Here is a 20,043-nt window from a genome sequence, read left to right as displayed (position 1 = left end):
TGAGATTTTCGCAGTTTTATTTGCTGTCTGGCTGATATTTCGCTAGAATGTCGCCCGCTTTGCTCTGGGTTTACCCAATCAAAGCCGAGTATCGAACCTGTTGCTGGGTCGCCTGTAGCAGGGTAAATTTCTTAAGAGAAAACAAAATGACCACTATCAAAGTAGAAGTACGTAACGACCAGGGTAAGGGTGCGAGCCGCCGCCTGCGTGCAGCAAATAAATTCCCGGCAATCGTTTACGGTGGCACAGAAGCAGCTATTTCTATTGCTCTTGACCATGACACCACCAAGAACCTTGAACTGAAACCGGGCTTTTATGATTCCGTACTGACTCTGGTTATCGACGGTAAAGAAACCAAAGTTAAAGTACAGGCTGTTCAGCGTCACGCTTTCAAGCCAAAACTGACTCATATCGACTTCGTTCGCGTTTAATCGCGTCGCTTTCGATATTCGGGACGCCGAAATAAAAAACGCCGCTTATGCGGCGTTTTTTATTGGCTGAATAACGTCACAGTACAATTTGTGGCTACTTACCTGAATTGCGCTGCAACTGGTCACGCAAGTTCGGTGGTGTGCCTTTAATGGTCAGTGTATCCGTCGCCGCATCCCAGAAAATACGCTCACCCAGCAGCAATGCATCAAAATTGATACTCAACCCACCGCCACTGCCCGCAAACTTGGTCAACTGACGCAACGTGCCACGATCCGCTGGGAAGCTCTCTTCCAAGGCATAACCCTGCTCAGCCGTAAATTGCTGGAAATCTTTTTCGCCGAACTTCGGCAGCTCTTGAGCCAACTCCTGCAAAGCAATCTCTTCGCCAGACTGCAATTGCTCATTGCAATAGCTATACACCTGCTGACGGTATGCCTGACGCTCATTTTTGCCTAACGCAGCATCCGCGCAATAGTCGTCGACCGCTTGTAATAAACCACGGTTTTGCGCTTTGGTATCCAGCCCTTCGGCTGCTGACAGAAAATCCATGAAGAAATCAGATACTTTTCGCCCGATCCGCCCTTTCAGGAAGGTCAGGTAACGGGTCGATTCTGGACTATTCTCCCACTCGGTCAAATCAATACGGGCGACAATATCAGCACGATTGATATCGAGATAGTGGGTCGTGCTCAGATCAAGCTGCTCATTCACTCGCATGCTATTACAGCTGCTTAGCACCGAGATCAGCAAATACTCTGTTGCCAAATAACGGTATTGGCAAAACAGCACCACACCACCTTCAGCAAACGGATACTTGGCTAACTCGTCACGTAAACGTCCGGTCGCCGCACGACTAAAACTGAGGAAGTCTTCATCACCCTTACGGCATCGTTTCAGTGCATCTGCCAGCTCACTTTGCTCATTAAACACACCGTAAGCTTTGTTTTTAGCGCTGTAAACACGATGCAGCTCAGCCATCATCTCTTCAACGACAGCATTGGCAGGTAACAGGGAATCGCGTAACACCACATCAAGCGTTTGTTCATCACGCTTAATAAGCTGATGTAAGGCAATCTGGTCGATATCCAGACTCATGATAAATACTCCTTTTGGCTAGGGGCGTATTCAATCACTGATACCTGAGAGCTGCAACCCAAAAGCGATGACGCCCCTCAATTAATGGCTAATGATTCTTAATGCTATAAAATAGCGGAAAAGCGCGTCTCTATACGGTAAGATGTGGGACTTTGTCAGGTGTTGAGTACAATTTTTATGGCACAATCATCCCGTTATAGTGACGAACACGTTGAACAACTACTGTCTGAATTGGTCTGCGTACTGGAAAAACATCGTACCCCGACTGACCTTTCATTGATGGTGTTGGGAAATATGGTAACAAATCTGATCAATACCAGCATTGCCCCTGCGCAACGCAAAGTATTGGCACGTTCTTTCGCTGAGGCTCTTCAGGCTTCGGTACGTGAAGATAAAGCTCATTAATTTATCGGCCAAGACTGCAATCTCAATATGGTGACAAATCGTCAGCGCTATCGTGAAAAAGTCTCCCAGATGATCAGCTGGGGGCACTGGTTCGCCCTGTTTAATATTCTGTTCAGCCTGGTGCTGGGTAGTCGCTATTTGTTTGTCTCCGATTGGCCCTCGTCGCTGATTGGCCGTATCTATGCCCTCGTTAGCTGGCTTGGGCACTTTAGCTTTATCGTTTTTGCCGCCTACCTGCTAGTGATATTCCCCCTTACCTTTGTGGTGATGTCACAACGGCTACTCCGTTTTCTTTCCGCCGCCTTTGCTACTGCGGGTTTGACCCTGCTATTGGTGGATACCGAGGTCTTTACCCGCTTCCATTTACACCTTAATTCGGTAGTGTGGGAGTTAGTGATTAACCCGGACCAAACAGAGCTAGCGCGCGATTGGCAACTGATGTTTATTTCAGTGCCGGTCATTTTTCTGGTCGAGATGCTTTTTGGCACTTGGGCCTGGCAAAAACTGCGCAGCCTTAACCGGCAGCGCTTTGTTAAACCACTGGTGGTGGTATTTATTTCCGCCTTCTTTGCCTCGCATCTGATGTATATCTGGGCTGATGCCAACTTCTACCGCCCAATCAGTATGCAGCGAGCGAACCTGCCACTCTCCTACCCGATGACTGCCCGTAAATTCCTTGAGAAACACGGTCTGCTCGATCAGCAAGAGTATCAGCGCCGCCTGATGGAACAAGGCACGCCAGACGCGCTGGCGGTTGAATACCCGCTAAGCCCGATTACTTTCAGCGATAAAGGCAGCGGTTATAACCTGCTATTGATTGTGGTTGACGGTATTCGCGTCAGTAGCCTGCAAAAAGATATGCCTGCACTGGCAGAGTTTGGCCGTTCAAACATCCAATTTGATCGCCACTACAGCTCGGGTAACCGTCAGGATACCGGCTTGTTTGGCCTATTTTATGGCATATCGCCAACCTACTTAGACGGCATTCTCTCTGCCCGTGAGCCATCTGCATTTATGACAGCATTGAGTGCGCAGGGTTATCAATTCGGCCTGTTCTCATCCGATGGCTTTGAATCGCCGCTCTATCGTCAGGCACTGTTAGCCGATTTCACGTTGCCTGCGCCAGTGGGGCAAACAGACAGCGAAACCACTGCACAATGGCAACAATGGCTATCTACACCAAAAAGCAACGCGCCTTGGTTCTCATACATAAATCTGAACGGATCAACAGAAGCGCAAGATCCCGTTACCGGGAAGAAAGCGGCACTGCCGACTAATTTTATCCAGAATTATCAAGCTGGCGCGAGAGATGTGGATCAGCAGATTGCTACGATTCTGGATACCCTGAAGCAGAGTGGGCAGCTCGATAAAACCGTGGTGATTATTACTGCGGCCCATGGTGTCGAATTTAATGACAGCGGCAATAATACTTGGGGTGCGGGTAGTCGCTTTAATCGTCAACAGCTGCAAGTACCTTTAGTGGTTCACTGGCCGGGAACACCTGCACAGACCGTGAATAAACTGACCAATCATGAAGACGTCATGACGACACTGATGCAGCGGTTGTTACATGTCAAAACGGCATCAGAAGACTACTCGCAAGGAGAAGATTTATTCGCCGCACAACGTAATAATAACTGGGTGGCGACGGGCGACAATGGCACGCTGGTGATTACGACGCCAACACATACGGTTGTATTGAATAATAACGGTGAATATCGTACTTATGATGAGCAAGGTAATGAAATCAAAGATGAAAAACCACAGCTCCCACTGTTATTGCAAGTGCTGACTGATATAAAACGTTTTATTGCGAACTAGTTCTAAAAATAGAACACTCGACGCTCAAAAAACAGACGGTTGTTTTGCCAAGCCTTGCATTAGCAACGGTAAAATGTAGTATAAAAGCCGCAGCATCGGCATGTAGCGCAGCTTGGTAGCGCACCGTCATGGGGTGTCGGGGGTCGAAGGTTCAAATCCTTTCATGCCGACCAAATATCCTCAAGAAAACCAATCCGTTAGGGTTGGTTTTTTTGTTTGTGGAATTTGGTTGGTGTGGCTGTGGTGTGAAACCCAAGGGAAAAACTCCGGCAATATTTGGCTGCTAAGGCTCAATACGTCTATTCAGTGCTGCGTCTCTATATCGATGCTCTGCCCATGGCGAAATAGCTCAGGGTAACGGCCATCATCTGGCAACCGGTAACTCCGCCCAGCGAGTCGTATACGCAGGTGATAACATCTCTCGCTTCATCTGCCACGCCTTTTGGATACCCTGCCCAGCAAACCACACCTTCCCCTTCCCCGATCGATTGATATCATCCAGAACAGCCATCAGTGCTGAGCTGTTAATCTTGGGCTGGTTATCATCAAACAACCCCAATTGAGCGATGCCCTGACTATAAAAGTCCCCCAGCATCACCCCGCCCTTTTGATAGCGGTAGCCCTCTTTCCATATCACATCAAGACAATTTAATGCCGCCGCGATAATGTCCCGCGAGTCTTGGGTCGGGATGTGAAGTTTGGTGCTCACAATATTGCCGTAGTAAGGCTCATTGGGCGCAAAAGGGCTGGTTTTGATGAAAGCGGATATGTGTCGGCAGTATTGATGCTCGCCACGGAGCTTTTCAGCCGCGCGCGCGGCATACTCGCAGATAGCCTCGCGCATGTCCTGATAACGGGTGACCCGCTCACCAAAGGAGCGGCTGCAAACAATCTGTTGCTTGGTTGGGGCGAACTCTTCCGGCTCGAGGCACTGCTCGCCGTTAAGTTCCCGGACGGTGCGTTCTAACACCACATTGAAGTTTTTACGCACAAACGGCGAAGGGGCTTCTGCCAGCTGTAATGCCGTGGTGATGCCAAGCAGATTCAGCTGTTTGCCCATGCGGCGACCAATGCCCCAGATATCCTGCACTGGGGTTATTGCGAGCAATTTTCGCTGTCTGATCGGATCCGATAAATCCAGCACACCGCCAGTTTTACTCCACAGCTTCGCCGCATGGTTCGCCAGCTTTGCCAGTGTTTTCGTTTGGGCAATACCGACCCCCACCGTCAGTCCGGTCCACTGCAATACCCGCTGGCGAACATCACGGCCAAACTGATCCAAACTCATGCAATGATTGACCCCAGACAGGTGCAAGAAGGCTTCATCGATGGAATATATTTCCATCGTCGGTGACATGGCTTCCAGCACGGTCATCACGCGATTGGACATGTCAGCGTAGAGCTCATAATTACTGCTGAAGGTCATCACACCCTGCTGCTGGATCAGATTGCGCATTTTGAAGTAGGGCTCGCCCATTTTAATGCCGAGCAATTTGGCTTCGCGGCTCCGGGCGATTACACAGCCATCGTTATTTGAAAGGACAACTATCGGCTTCCCCTGTAAGTCCGGCCGGAATACAGACTCACAGGATGCGTAAAAGAGTTGACGTCAGCGAGGGCAAACATGCGCAGCCTCATTAATGACATAGCGCACCACACCGAATGTTTCTAGCTCGTCCCCGCCATCACTCAAAATGATGGGTGCGTAGTCTGGGTTCATTGCTTCAAGCTGAACGACAGGTTGTAAGCACAGTTTTTTCACCGTGAACTCACCGCCGACAGCCGCAATAATAATGTCGCCATGTTGTGGCGTGACGCTGCGATCGACCACCAGCAGTGAGCCATCATAGATCCCCGCCCCCGTCATCGAATGGCCTGATACGCGCACAAAGTAAGTCGCCGCTGGGTGAGCGATGCACAACTCATTCAGATCCAGTGGCCGCTCGATGTAATCCGCCGCTGGGCTGGGGAAACCCGCAGGAATTCTCTCGTTAAACAACGGAATTGGGACGATCTCACGCAGCGGAGAGAGCGGGTAAAAAATCATCATCCACACCCATAATTATCTGTATATACATACAGTATAATTTATGAGAACACGCCTGTGAAGCCAGAAAATAAGAATTTCTTGTAAGCCACTGGATCTTCATAAAAGATAATTAATTAAGGATTGCCCATAAATTCAAGGGATTAGTTTAGCGGTCATGTATTCAGCGCAGTGATGACTATTCTTTCTCAGTAACTCTACAAAAAACATCGCTTTTTAAAAGAATCAGCACGTAATTGAATTCATCATATGGCACTCCATTATTTTTTAAGAGGATACTATATGACAAGTATTAGCCACACCATAACAAAGGCTATAGATGAAATTACCTTTCAGACGTTAACAGAAACAAAAGATGGGGATTTATTAACTACGAAGATCAAGGATCGTACTTATATTGTATCGACTACCCCTGAGGGAACTATTTCTGTTAAGCACCAAGAGTCTACTCAGTGGCAGATGTTTGATGATCCCCTTGGTCGCATGTTTAGATTTATGAGGGGCGAATCTCGAGCATCATTACTTCAACAGGCTATAGTTCAAAATATAGAGAAAAACCCTCAGTTGGTTCTTACGACCGAATTATTAGAATGTATTAATGAAAATAAGTTAGGTAACTCAAAGAAGTTAAATAAGTTAGAGAGGTTAAAGAAGTTAGAGAAGTTAGATAAGTCAGGTATGTTGGACAAGTTAGACAATTTATCACTATCAGACAAGATACTTATCAGCGATCCCAAATTTCAAAAGAATTTTGTTGAACTACACAACACACTACAAGCAAACCAAGCCAAACAGGCTCCAAAAGGCCCTTCCGATACTGCTTTCCTTCCCCCTAATATAGGGAAATTCATAAATATACGAGCGAGGATAAAAACTTCACTCGATCCGCAACTTAACGCCAATAAAATAACCCTCAGTGAGAACAATACCATCCATGCAGGCTCACACCCCAAAGATGAACAACAGGTTGCAACTCTTCTGAAAATGCTTATGGGCGATGCGCCGAATAAGAAAGAACCGACATCTTGCCTTGTCGTGCTGAATAATGACGATGACCTAATAAAGCGCAAGCTGATACCCTATTTCAAGCCGGATGAGCCGAAAACGAAGACGAAGATAGATTTATCCAAATACAATATAAAGACTGAGGTGACTCGCGAGAAATCTTCGAAAGATGGCATTGAGCGTTATCAGTTAACCATTATCAACACAAAGACAAAGAAGGAGGTTAAAATCCCAGTGATACGAGTCCCAAACTGGGTAGACCATAGCGTAATAGATAATAAACAGTTAGAAAATTTAGTCAAAATAATAGAAAAATACGCAAAATCAGAAGGCGTGCCATTTGTTCACTGTAATGCAGGTGCTGGTCGTACCGCGGTGCTCATTGCCATCCGCCATATGCTTCTCAACCCTACTGATGGAAAGAGCGTAGAGAGTATCGTCACCACGATGCGCGAACAACGAAATGAGCATATGGTTCAAACCCCAAGGCAATTGCTGATGGTGGCATTACTGGCTAAGAAGCAGGGTCGCCCATTGCTGAAACGAGATGAACGACTACCGGGTCCGCAGCTCGATAAACCCATTGATAAGAAAGTTACTGATGATCCCATCTATGAGAACGTTTTTGATCGGTCCATCTATGCGAACGCTCTTATTTCTCACAAAATCCTCCCCCCTCCATTGCCACCAAAGAAACAAAAGACAACCATGCCAAGTAGTCCTGGCAGCACGACTGAGACTGAGAAAAATAAGCCACTCAACTCGGAGCTAAAAAATAAAATTCAAGAAAGAGTAAAAAATAAGAACTTGTCATCCTGGTCCTAACCATTGATGAATAAATTTAATAACAACCATTCACGTTAATTTTAATCACTGCGCCAATAAGGGCGTCTTAATAAGGAACCCTAATGGATATCTTTGAACAAATTTGTCATGAACTGAATATTGAAGGCTTTAACTTCGATAGGGACAATATCTTGCAGTGTGAATTGAAGCTTAGTGTAGAGGAGCCTGCCCTGCTATTATCCTTATACCGTAATTATAGCGAGATGAGTTTATGTCTCTCTGTCACTACCCGAAATGAACTTCCAGAACATGTTTCAGCCGATTTCCTGACCCTATTTGCCGAAAGTGCCATTCAGCCCTTCTGCGGTGGTATTGGTATTGGCGTATTACCGGGCAACGGGCGCGCACTTTCAGCCTATAAATGCATTATGTTAGCCGGCTATATGCAGGGGGATATTCAGAGTGTCCTTGCTGACGTAGTAGAGAAGGCGGAATTCTGGGATGAGCAATTAATGCAGACGTGAGTATTACGATATCGGATTATTCACCTCACTATTCTATTGATTGAAGATCTTATGCCCTTTAGAAAAAAGGGGATTTTTATCGCCTTGTTTATATCAATCAACATTGTGTATGCCAAGGATTACCGTGCGGGAGAGAGATTATCCTCTCCCGAATTTAAAGAAAAATTTGATAATACTAATAAGTCGCAAGATAAAAAATCATATGGAGTTTTAACTCATGGCGACTATTATTTATAGCGACATGATTTCTCACAAAATCAATCTTTAACTATATTGATATGAAAGTCAGATACGACTTGATTGCGGCCCGTATTGCGGTGAGAATTATCCAGGCTTCAAAGAAAGGTATCTGCATTTGAAAATATTACTGATTGTTATCGCAGTTTTAGCGGTTGTTAGCCTGTTGGCTTGGTTAGTTATTCGCTCGGCAGCGAAAGATGCTGGGGATGATTACTAGTCGGGTTCCTCACTGATATCAACTCTGTACCTATAAACCGGTCATCGCATACCGGCTTATAACGCGCCTCTAACTCAAACCACATCCCTCTATCACTTCAGTTACTGACGCCGCGGCTGCTCGGCTCTAATGAATACCATCTCTTGCTTGCACAACAGCGCCACCGCCAGACGAGCCTTCATTCGGTGCGCGGTAAAAAAGCGTTTTACCTCGCGGCGATCTTTACCCGTTTGTAACATCTGAAGCCCCATCTGGGCTAACTCTTTTTGGCTACTCTTTCTCATGTGCCCTTCCCTTTACTCTCATCAACTTATTGTCCACAATAATAATTCACTCTCAAAACGGCTTACTTGTGTCACTTTCTCAGCAGAGTTAATACGATTTTTGCTATCAAACCGCCGACAAAACCGACGATAGCCAAAAAAGCGAGGCCAAGGCCAGCGCCGAATTCTAACGGCATTTCACCGCTTTCGGGATCACCGGAAAAGACTAACCCTGGCCATTCAGCACTTATTAGCGCGATACTCACCCCGACAACAAGTATGACACCGCATAGGATCCAGTAGAACTTAGGCATATTCAAAATCCCAAAGAAAGGTATGTGCACCCCGATGTTATATTCAATGAGTTTGATGTGCAAACACGTCACCGCAACAGAGGAAGATCCCTATTTAACCAGCAGATCAACGAGATGAGAGGGATTAATTGTTAGTACCGATGTAAAAATTAGCGCACAGGACATAACCTAATATGCCGTCTAATAGCTGCTATCGGTCTAGATGACATGCAGTTTCACGTCGATGGGAGCCCATCCGCACGGAAATACTGAAACAGCATCGATTTATGTATTGATGTGCAAAACAATATTCACATTACTCCGACTGCTTCCCTCTGATTCTTTTCTTGCGATCAATAAGCCTCCCATCGCCATCATAATAGCGACTCGGCCAGATCTCGGCGGGATGGATCTCCAGAGCATCTGCAATCAACCACTCCCCTTTTGGCCAAGGGCGCTTCAGTGCATTAGTCAAAGTAGCAGATGACAGCCCCGCAGCTCTGGAAACACCAGACAAGCTCTTACCCCGCTTCTTCAAGGCAGACAGAATATCTGCGGCGTGCCAATCTTCTTTCTGAATTTGTCGGTTAGATTTCATAGACACTCCTTATCAAGTCATCCTGTGGGAATTCAAGTATTACTTGAATATAGGTTAAAAAACAACCTTAATTAAAGATTTTCTTTTATAAAGAAAGAAATCCTTTAAGTTGAAACTGTAATAAAAAGAGATAATCAGTCACCAAGGGAATGATAGTCAGGTGGTTGTGTGATAGGTAAACGATTAAGATTAGCAAGGGTAAATGCACTGCTGACTCAAGCAGAATTAGGGCATCGTGCGGGTATTGATGAAGAATCCGCCAGTTCTCGCGTTAGTCAGTATGAAAGGGAGATTAACGAACCAAATTTTAAACTTGTGCACCAATTTGCAGAAGTGCTAGATGTTCCCGAAGCCTATTTCTACGCGGTTGATGACGATTTAGCCGCGCTAATCCTGCAATATCACCGCTATAAGAAAAGCCATCCCAATTCAGTGATCATGATAATTCCGCAGTAAAGCAAGGATTTGTGAAGCGATCACGCCGACTCAATATCTATACAAAAACCAATCTATTAAAGGCATTTTTGTCTGTGAGATCTGGCAACAGTAAATAAGGTAAACACCTTAGAAAGAAACCGTCATTTTCATTGCATACTTATCTAAGCAATTAAACGACCATAATGCCCCGCACCTGACTCCTGAATTAATGTCCTATCGGGTTGTTTCACGCATAAAAAGAGGCTAGCTAATTGCTTTGGTCAACCATCACCGAAACCCAACAAGGGAGACATCATGACCATCACATTTAGACTTACCCTCGCGGCCACACTGTTTGCTGCGACATTACCAGCCTTCGCTAAAACACCAGAGAACTTCGTCTATACCAGCTCCGGCGGCCTCGAAGCAGCATCCGCTATTTTGGAGCGTAGCGATATATGTGGTGCGCAGATCGTCTACAATTGGCGTTCGCTCGAACCCGAAAAGGGCAAATACGACTTCTCGCAGATTGAGAAGGATCTAGCGCGCCTCACCACAATGAATAAAGAACTTTTCATCCAGATTCAGGATCGGTTTTTCGAGCAGGAAGCGCGGTACGTTCCTGATTATCTTATGAATGATGTGATCTATAACGGGGGTATATCGCCGCAATTCGACAATCCGGGCGAGGGAAAACCTATCGGTCACGGCTGGGTGGCACAGCAGTGGAATCCTGCCGTGCGCCAACGTTATCAAGCTCTATTGGCTGCACTTGCAAAGCGTTTTGATGGTCGAGTCTACGGTGTAAACCTCCCCGAAACCGCCATTGACTTGGATAAGAAGAAGCTGCCTAAAGGGTTTTCCTGCGAGAAATATTTCACCAGCGAAATGGAAAATCTTGCCTTTGCGCGAAAGGTTTTCCCAAAATCACACCTAGTGCAATATGTGAATTTCTGGCCGTGCGAATGGAACAATGACCACAATTATATGGGGCGGTTATTCAAATTTGCCAGCGCTCATAATATCGGCCTCGGCGGTCCAGATATCGTTCCCAACCGCAAGGAGCAAATGAAGAACTCCTATCAGTACTTTAACAAATATAAGAATAAGCTACCGCTTGTCGCCATGGCGGTGCAAGAACCGACGTTGACCTACACCAACCAAAATACCGGCAAGCCATTTAGCAAAGCTGAGTTTGTCGAGTTCGCTGAAAACTATCTCGGTGCCGACATTATTTTCTGGAGTACAAAGTCGCCTTGGTTGGTGAATGAGGTGAATAAATAGTTATCATTAGCTGACGATTTAACTGCACTAATCCTGCAATATCACCACGATAAAAAAGTAGCCCAAACTTAGTGAACATAATAATTCCGCAGTAAAATGGCGATAACTTATGAAGCAGTAGATTAGCCCAAGAATTATTGTTTCATGGGCGTTCAGAGAGAGTGTCCTTTGTTTTCCAAACAATGGGAATAAGATGGAGCCGATTTTGCCAAACGGCACGACCGTAGTTGTTGATTGCGCAGATAAAAAAATTGTCGATGGTACTAAAAACCGGAGGGACTACACGATGAACTGTCAATTCAGCATTGAGAACTATCTCGACAGTCAGTTTTTCCAGCAATCGTAAGTATTGGTTGAAGTCGTCGGATGGGAGTATTAGAAATTCTGTGTCATTCCGCTAAAGTATTTAAAAAGAGGAATGACACATGACTCAACCTTTCGATTTAAAGCGCTTCACCGTTGCTGGAAATAACCTTCTTATACCAGTCAAAACTTAATTTACGTGAACGCGCCATAGTGCCGGTGCCGTCATCGTTTTTATCCACATAGATAAAACCATAACGTTTGCTGTATTCACCGGTGGTGAATGACACACAATCAATGCAGCCCCATGGGGTGTATCCCATTAAATCAACGCCATCTTCAAATACCGCTTTCTTCATCTGTTCAATATGCGCTTTCAGATAAGCTATGCGGTAATCGTCATGGACCATACCGTCGTCGGCCACTTTATCGATCGCACCAAAACCATTTTCAACAATAAATAACGGCTTTTGATAGCGTTCATACAATACACTCAGTGAATAACGCAAACCAACCGGATCAATCTGCCATCCCCAGTCAGATGCTTTGACGTGTGGGTTAGGGACGCTGCCTTCAAAGCCAGAAAGTGAGTTACCACTGCCCGGATTAACCGCAGAGACGGCGTTACTCATGTAATAGCTCAGCCCCATGTAGTCTGCACAACCCTCACGCAGAGCCTCAAGATCGCCCTCTTCCATATGGATAGTGAATCCACGGCGTTCCCACTCATTCAGGATATATGACGGGTAGTAACCGCGCATATGGACGTCACCGAATAGATAACGCTCACGCATAGCTTCGACGGAGTACATCATGTCATCTGGATGGCAGGAGAAAGGATACAGCGGCACCATCGCGACCATACAGCCAATTTTAAACTCCGGATTGATGGCATGACCGAGTTTTACCACTTTGGCACTGGCAACAAACTGGTGATGCAGCACTTGGTACATGGTTTCTTCTGGGTTTTCTTGCTCAGTGAATATCACGCCCGAGCAGCAATAACCGAACAGTGGATATTTCCAGTTGCGTTGGTTATTGATCTCGTTGAAGGTCATCCAATATTTAACTTTGCCCTTATAGCGCTCCATGACCACTTCGCTGAATTTCACGAAGAAGTCGACCACTTGGCGATTTTTCCAGCCACCGTACTCTTTAACCAAATGCCACGGCATCTCGAAGTGAGATAAAGTGATCACCGGTTCGATGCCGTATTTCAGTAATTCATCAAACATGTCGTCGTAGAATTGCAGACCCGCTTCATTCGGTTGCTGCTCATCACCGTTCGGGAAGATGCGCGTCCAGGCAATGGAGGTGCGGAAACACTTAAAGCCCATCTCAGCAAATAACGCGATGTCTTCTTTGTAATGACCATAAAAATCAACGGCTTCATGGTTTGGATAGCGATAACCCTCCTGCACGCCATCGGTCATCACCCGATCAACCCCGTGCGACCCGCCGGAAAGCACATCGGCGATACTCACGCCTTTGCCGCCTTTATCCCAGCCGCCTTCAACCTGATGTGCGGCGACTGCGCCGCCCCATAAGAAATCTTTCGGTAATTGTTTGTGACTCATAACTTTCTCCCTTAGTGCTACAGGCAACCATACGCCCTGAAAATGGTAATCAACGGCGGGTCATTACCCGCCTGAGGATGAAATCGATTTTAGCCCTGATTCATCTGCGCCTGAGCCATCGGCATTTCAGGTGCTTTGGTGCTTTGCTCCGTGCTCTCTGGCTCATCAGTAAAACCAACTAACCAGGTGAAAACGGCACCTAAGACGAATGCCACTGTGATAGACAGCAGGAATCCGAGGAACTGTGTCATATGCCCTTCTTTAAAGAAGACCGGCAGTACCGCAATACCCGGTAAGCAGTAACTCCACGACACGGCATTAAATGAACCGGCAATCGCCCCGCCGATCCCACCCGCGGCACAACTGCACAAGAACGGTTTTTTCAACCGTAACGCTACGCCGTAAATTGCCGGTTCGGTAATCCCGAACAATGCCGTGATACCTGCCGACAGTGAAATACCTTTCATTTCGCGGTTACGGGTTTTTAAGTAAACGCCAAACATGGTGCCCGCCATGGCAAAGACCGCGGAGGCTTGCAGGCCGGTAAAGGTGTCATAACCCAGTGTCGCGTAGTTGCCGACCGTGACTGGCGTAATCCCCCAATGAACACCCAAGGTGACCAATGGCTGCCAGAAGGCCCCGACCATAAAGCCTGCAATGGCTGGGCTAAGGTTGTAAAGCGTATTGTAAACACCACCAATGGCCCCCCCAATCAGGTTACCGATCGGGCCGAAAACCAGCAGTGTTAGTGGCACCATAATGGCGATACAGAACATCGGGGTGAACAGGTTACGCACCACCATCGGTAAGATGCGTTCGAAGAATCGCTGCACATAAGACATTGCCCAGACCATCAAAATGATCGGGATAACCGAGGCGGTATAACTCAGGTATTGCACGGGAATGCCGAAGAAATCCAAGGTCGGAGATGACAACGGAATACCGGCAATGGTGTTCAGAATATGGGCGACCTGTGGATTATTCACAGCTTCATGCATCAGTTGCTGAACAGTTGGGTCCGCTGAATTCACCGTAGTGATTTTATTGGCCGTCAGCATATTCATATAATCGGGGCTGATCAGCGCACAGGCAGTAATAACGGCGGTAAAGGGATTAACATTGAATTTTTTCGCGGCGGTAAAGGCCACCATCACCGGCAAGAATGTAAAACCGGTCCACGAAACAAAATTCAGAATACGGTAGGTTCCGCTCGCCGCATCCATCCAGCCGATCGCGGCAAGAAAGGAGATAATCCCCTGCAAGATACCGCAGGCAGCCAACGGATAAAGAAAGGGGGCGAAGATACTGGAGATGATATCCATCAGGCGGCTAACAATACCCACCTTGGGCGCAGCAACTGGGGCGCTTTCATCGATATTAATCAAATCGGTAACGTGCCTATAGGCATCGCCGACGTGATTACCGATCACCACCTGCATTTGCCCACCGGCTTCAATCACGGTAATGACACCCTTAACGCGATTTAACCGTTCTTTGTCGACAATTTTATTATCTTTCAATATAAAACGTAAACGTGTCGCACAATGTGTGACAGTAATCACATTATTATCACCGCCAATATATTTAATAATTTCCTGTGCGGTCAATGCGTAATCAATTGCCATTATTAATCTCCTGTCGCGAGTACTGAGTATAAGATAAGCAGAACGTTATTGACTTATTATTAGTATTTTTATTTGACGCAGAATGGAGTTTAGCAAAAAGAAAAACGAAGTCACGATATAACAAAAATCGCGTTTTGGAATATGTTACATGTAAAAAACACCCTGTTTTAGGGTGTTTTCTTATGAGTTATTTGCGGGAGTTTCTTGCCAATGGTTTCAATAATATATAACACCGGAATCTGGGTGGTAATATTATAGTGTCCTTCAAGGATAATAGGTGGCATATGGTAGGAGATATTAAGGTCAGCCATTTTAGCCAAGGTCGAGTTTTCACTGTTGGTCAGGCTGATTATTTTACATTTATGCAGGCTAAACTGGTTAGCAATGCGGATGATCTCTTCTGTTTCACCGGACACCGAGAGGATGATAGCAATGGCGTCCTGATACATATCACTGTTGATAGGATAATAAGGGTCATCAATATACGTGCTGAACTTACCGATATTAGAGAAGAAACGTGCACTATATTTCCCTAATGCACCTGAGGTGCCGATGCCAACAAATATAACTCTATTCGATGCAACTATTTGTGCCGCTGCCGTATCAAGTAATTCATCAAATTCACTATTATTAATGCTTTTAAAATAGCTAATTATTTCACTGATACCAAAACTGACTGGGGGTTTTTCATCGTGTTCTAAATAGAGTTTAAAACGAACTCGAAATTCAGAGTAACCATCACAATTCATTTTCTTGCAGAAACGCAAAACCGTGGTGGTAGAGACGCCAGCAGCATCAGCCAGTTCTCTGATGGTCATATACATCACTTTGTCGGTATTTTTTATGATGTAGTTATAAACGATCAATTCCAGTTCGTTTAGCGCCGATATTTCTTTATATGTAAACATACTGATACCTGAAACGATGCCATGACCTTAGATACGTGAATTTAGCATGAAACGGGGGGAGTAACGAGAGGGCTATTGCTATGGGGTAGCGAATTTATGGCCGCAAATCAGCGGCCATTCATTTTAACGTTTAGATGTTATCGGCTCAGGCAGCCGATCGAGCCACATATGTACCTTATCATAGAAAACCACCCATTTAGGATCATCGACTTCAACCTCTCCCTGATTAGGGAAATCATCTGGATCTTGCGGCCCTGCCATATAAGCAATGATTTGTGTTTTCTTTGAATCTGAAAATTGAACAAGCATAGTTACTCCTTAGAAGTCATAGCCACGGCAGTTAATATAATATTGGCCAGTTGCAGTGTTATTCATGGCAAAATAAAATTTTTGCGCTTCAATTACGGGCATAGTTCCAGAAATTGATCCTGACGATGTTTGACCGCTTACCGACGCTGTTACACCGATCTGACCAATGCCATTAGATGATGAATAAAGGTTAAGCCCAACACCACTTCCGGAGACCGTTTGACCCACTACTAATAACATATCAACACTATTTGTATTTAGTGGGATGGCACTAGCCAAGTTTATTGATGTTTGGACTGTTGTGCCTGATGTTGTTGTATAAATGTTTGTTGTGACGATAGTGATATGTCGATCAAATTGATAGCCGATTTTAAATTGAGATGAAGAAGTCCCCCAAACTGATATAAGCGCTGATGCCGTGTAGCCCGCCGGCATGTTAACACCACCATAAATTTCTGACGCAGCCACTAATGTAGCATTAACCGCAAGTAATGCTGATACTTGAGTAGCCGGGTTATAAATCGCATATAACGCCACGTAACCACTAGCAGGGGCAGCACCTACATCCATGCCACCCGCGCCAGTGCTGGATAAATTTATCGTTTTATTGAAATTAGCCAGTTTATATTGCCGCCCACCTAATGCAGCCTGCACTATCAACTCATCAGCGGTAAATATCGCAGTAGCTGATGCAGTTGCAATACTCATTCGTGCATTCCGTGAGGTGCCAACAATACCTGTCAACTGCGGTAAGTGTGCGGCATCACTCAAACCTAAATTATCCTGCGCCGCAGCAATAGCTGTTGGGCCAGCGGCCTTTATCTCAGATAAGTTATTATCTGACTGCAAGAAGAGTTTTTTCAGTGCCGCCAATATCTGAGTATCATCGTTGGGGTCTAATGTTAAGCCGCCGTCTTGAACAACATTAATTAACTCCCGCTGCAATGTATTAAACCATTCTGCAGGTAATATCGTTGGGGGAACGCCTCCGGCGACGTTACCGTCGGTAAATTCGCCATTAATGTCGGCGCGTGTATTAGGAATATCTCCAATTTTTTGCATAGTAAAACCTCACTGATTAAAGCGATATAAATGTCCCCTCAGTACTTGGGGAATGGATAGGGTTAATTAATTGATATAGCCGAACTTCAGAATGCCATGAGAGGGATTTAATACCGCCATACGGCACTCCAGTTGTTTATTGCCCCATGAACGCAGCGGGTCGCGACAATAGCTCAAGCCACACTGGGCCTCATGAATCGTGGTTTCCGGTGCGGTAATCAACCAGCTAAATGGCCAATCTTCGCCGTTGAGTGCATCACGGCAAACTGCCATACCGGCGCAGGCTTGCCGATATTGAGTAACGGTAATGGCATAGCCCAACGCCATTGCCACGCGGATAAAATAGGCCGCTGACTGCCCGCCGATACCAAACAATTTCGACACCACGGCCCGTTGGCGCTGGATCATGCTGTCAACTTCGCCGATAGCGCACAGATCCGGCAACCCTACAGTGGCCTCCCACTCCGGCAGCATGGCGGTCGCCGTTGCCGGGAATGCAGCCGTCAGAAGATCCTGAGCCTCCTCATCACTGCGCTGATAGGCATTGGCCAGCGCTCGCAGCACCTCGGTCTGTATCCCATCGGGTTGCCGTGGCCAAACTAAACCCATCGGCATTAATGCCTGTAATGCCCCGGTATATTCACTGACAGAATAGCGGCTCATAAGTAGCTCACTGTACCCCTGACGGGGAGTTTGCCGGTTTGTAGCTCAATATTAGTCGCCGGAGATTGCATAATGAAACCGCTGGTTCCGGCCACTTCGCCGATAGCCAGTAGCAGCGATGACCAGAGGATTTTGCCGCCGGGTTCACCTTCAGTGAAGAAGACTTCGTCAATCGCCGCATTGATGGCGGCGGTAGTTTCACTGTCAGCAGAAGGGATGCCACTAATAATAAAATCAATGGGTTGTGCGATAGGCGCACACACATACACCAAGGCAATAATCGGTTGTTCCCGATAAATACTGTCCGCTACCCTCCCCTGATCCCCCGTGGCTTTTACCGCTCCCCACGTTTCCAGCGATGAAATACCGTCGCTGCCCTGTGGGAAGCCATCGTGGTCATTATCATCACACATGATGTACACCCCGACACTGCCAGCCCCCATCAAGCGCCGCTTAACCCAGCATCGGGTGACACCCGGCACGGCCAGTGCCCAAGATTGATAATCGGTGTCATTGCCCCCTTGCGGAACATTTTGGTAGGCCAATAACATACGGGAGCGAAATGCATCTTCGGATTCAATATCTGCACCGCCACTGATATGGGTCAGCGCCGTCGCCGTGGCCTGCACCCCCTCGATGGCGATATCCAGTGTCAATACTGCCCCTACCGCGCTGTTACCACGGTTACCACCACCAGTCGCATCATCCAGCGGGCTGGGTAAAACAGCAGTAATTTCGCCAAATACGTTGCCATCAGCGGCGATTTTGACCTCATTATCCAACCGGTACTGATAGCCGTCCGCTCGATTGAGTAACCGACCTGCCGGAATGATTCGACCAGCAATGCCACTGAAACGAATTTGCGCACCACGGGCTGGTGTCGCAGCTTTACGATAAACATCTTTGAGCGCCGCCCAGGCAGCAAGATATTCATCTGTTGCATGGTAAGGCGTGGCCTGTAGGGCAATGTAATCCAGATAGCCGTAATGCAGATGTGCCATCCCGGCGTCCGCATCGCTAATCACGCCGATATTAGAAAAACGCAGTAAATTGCCGCCAGTCTTCAGCTCCGATTGGATATATGACTGATTCCGTTGCCGTAACTCGCTTAATGTGGGTCGATTAAATGGCATGAATTACTCCTCCCATACCCATGAAAATTTAACTGATGATTGGGTTTTATCCGGTTGGTGGTAAGCAACCATCAGCCGCAGTGTGTTGGGGTAGACGATCTCGGCATGGGTGCTGATTGCCGCCACCACACCATCTTCCGTCAGCCAGGCCAGCGCCTCCGCAGCATAATCCTCGGCTTTGATGGCAATTTGCGAGGTGAGTTTTTGTCGCCGCAGCAACCAAAGCCGCGAACCTATGGGTGATGCTGCCCCAGTGTCACCCCACCAGCCTCGGCGGTCATCGCCGTCGATGGCATCATCCATCCGCGCCAAACGATCAGTGAATAAACTCAGCAAGATGGCAGTATGCAAATCATCACCATCCAGTAAACCGCCGTTTCCTGTACGCCAGTCCCCCAGCGACTGATCGACATCCCAAATGGTTGTAATATCTGTTGTCATCGCACCACCTTAGCGGGCGTTTCACTGGTGAGAGTGGCACTGCCCGACTGTACGTTTTTGAGTTGATGATTGTGGCTGTTATAGGCGTCACGTAAGGTTTTCAGCGTGGTGGCATTGCTGCCCGCGTTATCGACGATATCGCCGCTAACTTCCAGTAACGGGGTGTTCAGCCGCACTTTTACCGAGGCATTTACCGTCACCACCGTAGCGTTATTAATCGTCACTGGCTGATTGTGGGCCTCAATGATCACCCCGTTTTCGGTCAGTTTGATAAACTGCCCCCACTGGGAATAGATCACGGTTTCCCCCGCTTTTAGCCCAGTGTGGCGATAAGCAGCATGGTTAGAAGCGATGATCATGCCGCTGGATCGATCTCCGCCCAGAAAACCAATTACCACATCACTGCCCACGGGCAAGCCAGAAGAGAAGCCAAACTCCGCGAGCCGTGGTGTGTCACTGTGTACCTCCAGCGGCGTCTGGTATTGCACGGTTTGCACCCCGTCGCTGTCATCAGAAGCACTCACCCGCCCGATCCCCAGTAGCATTTTGATCTGTCGATACAGCGTCGAGATCTGTCCGCTGACATCATTCATGG

General features: G+C 46.9%; 20 protein-coding genes, 1 tRNA gene and 2 pseudogenes. 8 read left to right on the top strand and 15 right to left on the bottom strand.

Annotation, left to right across the window (positions count from 1 at the left end; translation table 11 throughout):
• Window positions 1-146 precede the first annotated feature (146 nt).
• A complete protein-coding gene (gene rplY, locus ACZ76_RS15990) occupies window positions 147-431 on the top strand; it encodes a 50S ribosomal protein L25 (RefSeq protein ID WP_005274435.1) in 285 nt (94 codons plus the stop codon).
• Between the two features lie 94 nt (window positions 432-525).
• On the opposite strand, the gene yejK is transcribed toward rplY, so the two are convergent.
• Window positions 526-1,527 (bottom strand): nucleoid-associated protein YejK, encoded by a 1,002-nt coding sequence (yejK, locus tag ACZ76_RS15985; RefSeq protein WP_048619808.1) that lies wholly within the window; start codon window positions 1,525-1,527, stop codon window positions 526-528.
• Between the two features lie 177 nt (window positions 1,528-1,704).
• Between yejK and ACZ76_RS15980 the strand changes: the two genes are divergently transcribed.
• From ACZ76_RS15980 to ACZ76_RS15970, 3 genes are all read left to right on the top strand, one after another.
• A complete protein-coding gene (locus tag ACZ76_RS15980; RefSeq protein ID WP_005274427.1) occupies window positions 1,705-1,932 on the top strand; it encodes a YejL family protein in 228 nt (75 codons plus the stop codon).
• 27 nt (window positions 1,933-1,959) lie between these two features.
• Complete coding sequence (yejM, locus tag ACZ76_RS15975; protein WP_048619807.1) at window positions 1,960-3,753, top strand: LPS biosynthesis-modulating metalloenzyme YejM; 1,794 nt, start codon at window positions 1,960-1,962, stop codon at window positions 3,751-3,753.
• A 96-nt stretch (window positions 3,754-3,849) separates the two neighbouring features.
• Window positions 3,850-3,926: transfer RNA gene (locus ACZ76_RS15970), tRNA-Pro, on the top strand.
• Window positions 3,927-4,117: 191 nt separating this feature from the next.
• On the opposite strand, the pseudogene umuC reads toward ACZ76_RS15970, so the two are convergent.
• A pseudogene (gene umuC, locus ACZ76_RS15965) lies at window positions 4,118-5,379 on the bottom strand (translesion error-prone DNA polymerase V subunit UmuC).
• A complete protein-coding gene (umuD, locus tag ACZ76_RS15960) occupies window positions 5,363-5,800 on the bottom strand; it encodes a translesion error-prone DNA polymerase V autoproteolytic subunit (RefSeq protein WP_048619806.1) in 438 nt (145 codons plus the stop codon). Before umuD ends, umuC begins: the two are co-directional and overlap by 17 nt.
• Window positions 5,801-6,082: 282 nt before the next feature.
• Here umuD and ACZ76_RS15955 point away from each other — a divergent pair, with 282 nt between their 5' ends.
• Together ACZ76_RS15955 and ACZ76_RS15950 are read left to right on the top strand one after the other, a co-directional pair.
• On the top strand, window positions 6,083-7,630 hold the full coding sequence (locus ACZ76_RS15955) for a protein-tyrosine phosphatase family protein (RefSeq protein WP_048619805.1): 1,548 nt from the start codon (window positions 6,083-6,085) through the stop codon (window positions 7,628-7,630).
• Between the two features lie 83 nt (window positions 7,631-7,713).
• Window positions 7,714-8,115 (top strand): hypothetical protein, encoded by a 402-nt coding sequence (locus ACZ76_RS15950; RefSeq protein WP_048619804.1) that lies wholly within the window; start codon window positions 7,714-7,716, stop codon window positions 8,113-8,115.
• Window positions 8,116-8,673: 558 nt separating this feature from the next.
• Here the strand turns inward: ACZ76_RS15950 and ACZ76_RS15940 are convergent.
• The 3 genes from ACZ76_RS15940 to ACZ76_RS15930 all read right to left on the bottom strand — a co-directional run bounded on the left by ACZ76_RS15940 (window position 8,674) and on the right by ACZ76_RS15930 (window position 9,726).
• Complete coding sequence (locus ACZ76_RS15940; RefSeq protein ID WP_048619802.1) at window positions 8,674-8,856, bottom strand: hypothetical protein; 183 nt, start codon at window positions 8,854-8,856, stop codon at window positions 8,674-8,676.
• A gap of 71 nt (window positions 8,857-8,927) precedes the next feature.
• A complete protein-coding gene (locus ACZ76_RS15935) occupies window positions 8,928-9,149 on the bottom strand; it encodes a hypothetical protein (protein ID WP_144413926.1) in 222 nt (73 codons plus the stop codon).
• Window positions 9,150-9,444: 295 nt separating this feature from the next.
• A complete protein-coding gene (locus tag ACZ76_RS15930) occupies window positions 9,445-9,726 on the bottom strand; it encodes a helix-turn-helix domain-containing protein (RefSeq protein WP_048619800.1) in 282 nt (93 codons plus the stop codon).
• A 168-nt stretch (window positions 9,727-9,894) separates the two neighbouring features.
• Here ACZ76_RS15930 and ACZ76_RS15925 point away from each other — a divergent pair, with 168 nt between their 5' ends.
• Together ACZ76_RS15925 and ACZ76_RS15920 are read left to right on the top strand one after the other, a co-directional pair.
• The gene (locus tag ACZ76_RS15925; protein WP_048619799.1) at window positions 9,895-10,182 is read left to right on the top strand and encodes a helix-turn-helix domain-containing protein; all 288 of its coding nucleotides are present in this window, start codon (window positions 9,895-9,897) and stop codon (window positions 10,180-10,182) included.
• Window positions 10,183-10,458: 276 nt separating this feature from the next.
• Window positions 10,459-11,427 carry a hypothetical protein gene (locus ACZ76_RS15920; RefSeq protein WP_048619798.1) on the top strand — a complete coding sequence of 323 codons (969 nt, stop codon included), beginning with the start codon at window positions 10,459-10,461 and terminating at the stop codon, window positions 11,425-11,427.
• 443 nt (window positions 11,428-11,870) lie between these two features.
• Here the strand turns inward: ACZ76_RS15920 and ACZ76_RS15915 are convergent, their stop codons facing one another.
• The 9 genes and pseudogenes from ACZ76_RS15915 to ACZ76_RS15875 form a co-directional block, all read right to left on the bottom strand.
• Window positions 11,871-13,307 (bottom strand): 6-phospho-beta-glucosidase, encoded by a 1,437-nt coding sequence (locus ACZ76_RS15915; RefSeq protein WP_048619797.1) that lies wholly within the window; start codon window positions 13,305-13,307, stop codon window positions 11,871-11,873.
• 89 nt (window positions 13,308-13,396) lie between these two features.
• The gene (locus tag ACZ76_RS15910; protein ID WP_048619796.1) at window positions 13,397-14,932 is read right to left on the bottom strand and encodes a PTS transporter subunit EIIC; all 1,536 of its coding nucleotides are present in this window, start codon (window positions 14,930-14,932) and stop codon (window positions 13,397-13,399) included.
• A 167-nt stretch (window positions 14,933-15,099) separates the two neighbouring features.
• Window positions 15,100-15,840, bottom strand: a complete 741-nt coding sequence (locus ACZ76_RS15905) for a MurR/RpiR family transcriptional regulator (RefSeq protein WP_048619795.1) — start codon at window positions 15,838-15,840, stop codon at window positions 15,100-15,102.
• Between the two features lie 123 nt (window positions 15,841-15,963).
• Window positions 15,964-16,149 (bottom strand): hypothetical protein, encoded by a 186-nt coding sequence (locus tag ACZ76_RS15900; RefSeq protein WP_048619794.1) that lies wholly within the window; start codon window positions 16,147-16,149, stop codon window positions 15,964-15,966.
• Between the two features lie 747 nt (window positions 16,150-16,896).
• Window positions 16,897-17,211: pseudogene (locus ACZ76_RS18885) on the bottom strand (gp53-like domain-containing protein); the annotation flags it as partial.
• Window positions 17,212-17,277: 66 nt separating this feature from the next.
• Window positions 17,278-17,874 carry a YmfQ family protein gene (locus tag ACZ76_RS15890; protein WP_048619792.1) on the bottom strand — a complete coding sequence of 199 codons (597 nt, stop codon included), beginning with the start codon at window positions 17,872-17,874 and terminating at the stop codon, window positions 17,278-17,280.
• Window positions 17,871-19,007 (bottom strand): baseplate J/gp47 family protein, encoded by a 1,137-nt coding sequence (locus tag ACZ76_RS15885; RefSeq protein ID WP_048619791.1) that lies wholly within the window; start codon window positions 19,005-19,007, stop codon window positions 17,871-17,873. Before ACZ76_RS15885 ends, ACZ76_RS15890 begins: the two co-directional genes overlap by 4 nt.
• Window positions 19,008-19,010: 3 nt before the next feature.
• A complete protein-coding gene (locus ACZ76_RS15880) occupies window positions 19,011-19,448 on the bottom strand; it encodes a phage GP46 family protein (RefSeq protein ID WP_048619790.1) in 438 nt (145 codons plus the stop codon).
• The gene (locus ACZ76_RS15875) at window positions 19,445-20,041 is read right to left on the bottom strand and encodes a phage baseplate assembly protein domain-containing protein (protein WP_048619789.1); all 597 of its coding nucleotides are present in this window, start codon (window positions 20,039-20,041) and stop codon (window positions 19,445-19,447) included. The genes ACZ76_RS15880 and ACZ76_RS15875 overlap by 4 nt, the downstream gene beginning before the upstream one ends.
• Window positions 20,042-20,043: the final 2 nt, after the last annotated feature.

Origin of the sequence: Yersinia aleksiciae (genome assembly GCF_001047675.1) — a bacterium.
Classification (GTDB): domain Bacteria; phylum Pseudomonadota; class Gammaproteobacteria; order Enterobacterales; family Enterobacteriaceae; genus Yersinia; species Yersinia aleksiciae.
Note: the sequence above shows the minus strand (reverse complement) of the source record. Positions and strands in the feature narration are given on the sequence as shown.